The 3,265-nt window shown below is 66.1% G+C and carries 2 protein-coding genes; both read right to left on the reverse strand.

Features of this window, described 5'->3' with window-relative positions:
- Positions 1 to 449 (reverse strand): chemotaxis protein CheW (locus tag CT676_RS43265; RefSeq protein ID WP_135217312.1); only part of this gene is annotated, 449 nt, incomplete at its 3' end.
- A gap of 27 nt (positions 450 to 476) precedes the next feature.
- Complete coding sequence (locus CT676_RS43270) at positions 477 to 3,263, reverse strand: hybrid sensor histidine kinase/response regulator (protein WP_135217313.1); 2,787 nt, start codon at positions 3,261 to 3,263, stop codon at positions 477 to 479.
- Between the last annotated feature and the right edge of the window lie 2 nt (positions 3,264 to 3,265).

A 3,265-nucleotide genomic window follows, 5' to 3' on the forward strand; every position in this document is an offset into this window, starting at 1 on the left:
AGCTCGAGGACGCGATCGACGTCGAGGACGACCATGAGCTGGCCGTCGAGGCGGTGGACGCCGCCGGCGAGCTTGGCCATGCGGGGATCGAGGTTGACGGGGTTCTCTTCCATGCCGGCCTCGGCAAGCCGCAGCACCTCGCCGATCTGGTCGATCAGGAGGCCGTAGGATTCACCGCGCAGGTCGACGCCGACCGCCATCGGGGCCTTGCCGTCCTCGGGCTTGGGCAGGCCGAGCCGGGCGCGCATGTCGACCACGGTGACGATGCGGCCGCGCAGGTTCAGCACCCCCGCGATCTCGCGCGAGGACAAGGGAACGCGGGTGACGCGCTCGGGCATGAACACGTCCTGGACCCGGGAGATCGGCAGGCCGAACAGCTGGCCGCCGATCATCGCGGTGACGTATTCGACCATGGCGCCTTCGCCGATCTGCGTCTTCTTGTTGCTCATAGCGGTATCTCCTGATCCCCAGTGCCGTTACGCCGCTGCCCGGCTCAGCTCGGAGGCGCCGGCGGCGCCCGCGGTCTGTTCCTTCAGCGCCGCGATCAGACCGGGACGGTCGAACTTGGCGACATAGTCGTGGAAGCCGGCCTGACGGCCGCGCTCGATCGCCGCCGGCGACACCAGCGCGGACAGGCCGATGATCGGCATCGCGCCCAGATTGGTGTCGGAGCGGATCACTTCGGCGAACTCGAACCCGTTCATGTCGGGCATCTCGATGTCGGTCAGGACCACGTCGAAGCTCTGCGCACGCAGCGCAGCCAGGCCCTCCTGCGCGGTCGGCGCGGTGCGGACGCGGTAGCCGGCCGCCTTCAGCACGGGTGCCAGCATGTTGCGGAAGAACGCCGAGTCGTCGACCAGCAACACCGACTGCGAGTGCTGCGACGGCTTCATCTCCTTGCGGGTGAACCAGTCGGCGAACGCCATCGGCAGGAAGTGGCCGACGTCGATCACTTCGGTGGCCTGGCCCTTGATCACGGCCGAGCCGAGGATGCCGGAGGCGGAGCCGCCGACCTCGATGTTGAGCCGTTCCTCGACGATGTCGATGATCTCGTCGACGACGAGGCCCATGGAGCGGCCGTCGTCCGCAAACACCAGGATCGGCTGGGCGCCCTGGCTGGCGATGGTGACGCTCTCCATGGCGACGAGCGGCATCAGCTGCTCGCGGTACTGCACCATGTAGCGGCCGTTGCTGAACTCGATCTTGTCGGCCGGCAGCTCCTCCAGGCGGGTGACGAGCCCGAGCGGGACCGCCTTGGGCTGGCTGGAGCCAGCGCGGAAGACGAGCAGCGAGGTGGTCTGCTCGCCCGATCCGATGTGATGCGCGCCGTTCTCGTCGCCCATGTCATGGGCCGAGGAGCCGGCAGCACCCAGCGCCTTGGCAATGCCGTTGGGATCGATGATCATGATGACAGCGCCATCGCCCAGAATGGTGTTGCCGGAGAACATGTCGATGTGACGCAACTTCGTCGACATCGGCTTCACGACGATCTCTTCGGTGTGGAACACGCCGTCGACGACGATGCCAAAGGTCTGGCTGCCGACTTGCGTGACCACGATAAAGCCGTTCTCGGGATCGCTGGCGGCGCCGTCGTCGATCTTCAAGAGCTTCTTGAGGTGGATCAGCGGCAAGAGCTTGTTGCGCAACCTGAGGACAGCGGTGTCCTTGATGCGCTCGATGCGGTGCTCGCTGTTGGCCCGCGCACGGACGAGCTCGACCACCGAGAGCTGCGGGATCGCGAAGCGGTCGCCGGCGGCTTCGACGATCAGCGCCGAGACGATGGCCAAGGTCAGCGGGATCTTGATGGTGACGGAGGAACCCTCGCCGGCCACCGACTTGATGTCGATGGTGCCGCCGATCTGGTCGATATTGGTGCGCACCACGTCCATGCCGACGCCGCGGCCGGAGACCGAGGTGATGGCGGCCGCGGTGGAGAAGCCGGGCGCGAAGATGAACTTGTGGATCTGGGCTTCGCTCATCTTCTCGAGCTCGGCCTCGGTGACGAGACCGGAGGAGATCGCCTTGGCCTTGATCCTCTCGGTGTTGAGGCCTCTTCCGTTGTCGGCGATGCAGATGATGATGTGGCCGCCCTCGTGATAGGCGGACAGGCGGATGGTGCCCTGCTCGCCCTTACCGGACGCGAGCCGCTCGGCGGGGGTCTCCAGGCCGTGGTCGGCGGAGTTGCGCACCATGTGGGTGAGCGGGTCCTTGATCAAATCGAGCACCTGGCGGTCGAGCTCGGTGTCGGCGCCGTGCATCTCCAGCTCGATCTGCTTGCCGAGTTCGCTCGACAGGTCCCGGACGATGCGGGGCAGCTTCTGCCAGGCATTGCCGATCGGCTGCATGCGCGTCTTCATGACGCCTTCCTGCAGCTCGGCGGTGACGTTGGACAGGCGCTGCAACGGCACCTTGAACTCGGTGTCCTCGTTGCGGCGGGAGATCTCCAGCAGCTGGTTGCGGGTCAGGACCAGCTCGGAGACCATGGTCATCAGATGCTCCAGCGTATCCACGTTGACGCGGATCGACTGGTTGGCGATGCGGTCGCCCTCGGCGGCGCCCTCGTCGGCCATCGACTTCTTCGGCGCGACCTTTTCCTTGGCCGGCTTCGCAGCTTCCTTGGCGGCGGGCGCGGGAGCTTCAGCAGCCGGCGCGGGCTCGGCCTTGACGACGGGGGCCGGCGCTTCGATCGCGGTCTCGCGGAAGGCGCGCTCGAGCTCGTCGAGCGAGACTTCGCCCGGACGCAACGGGCGCTCCAGGGTCTGATCGATCAGCGAGCCCTCGGTCATTTCTTTTTCTTTCGACGGTGCGGCCTTTGCTTCGACGGGAGTGGGAGCTTCCGGCACGAGCGGCGGTGCATCAGCAACAGCACCTGCGGCCATTGCCGCCATGCCCTGCTCGACCATCGCTTCCAGCTTGTCGATGAGATCGCGGTCGGTGCCCTCGGGCTCGGCTTCGGTCGCCTCCAGCCCGGCGAGGATCTCCTTGATGCGGTCGATCGAGGACAGGATCACCGTCACCGCCGGTCCCGTCACCGGCATGCCGTCACGGAATTTGCTCATCAGGGTCTCGCCGGCATGCGCCAGCGCTTCAAGCCGCGGCAGTCCGAGGAAACCGCACGTGCCCTTGATGGTGTGGACCAGGCGGAAGATGTTATCCAGGATCTTGGCGTTGTTCGGCTCCTGCTCGAACTTCACCAACTGATTGTCGACGGTGTCCAGGCTCTCGCTGGTCTCCGTCAAAAACTCCCGCAACAGATCATCCATGA

This window comes from Bradyrhizobium sp. MOS001, from assembly GCF_004634465.1.
In the GTDB taxonomy this organism is placed as follows: Bacteria; Pseudomonadota; Alphaproteobacteria; order Rhizobiales; family Xanthobacteraceae; genus Bradyrhizobium; species Bradyrhizobium barranii.

What these genes read in the sequence shown, in the direction of transcription:
- CT676_RS43270 (WP_135217313.1), bottom strand. Translation starts at nt 3,263, where the DNA reads ATGGATGATCTGTTGCGGGAGTTTTTGACGGAGACCAGCGAGAGCCTG.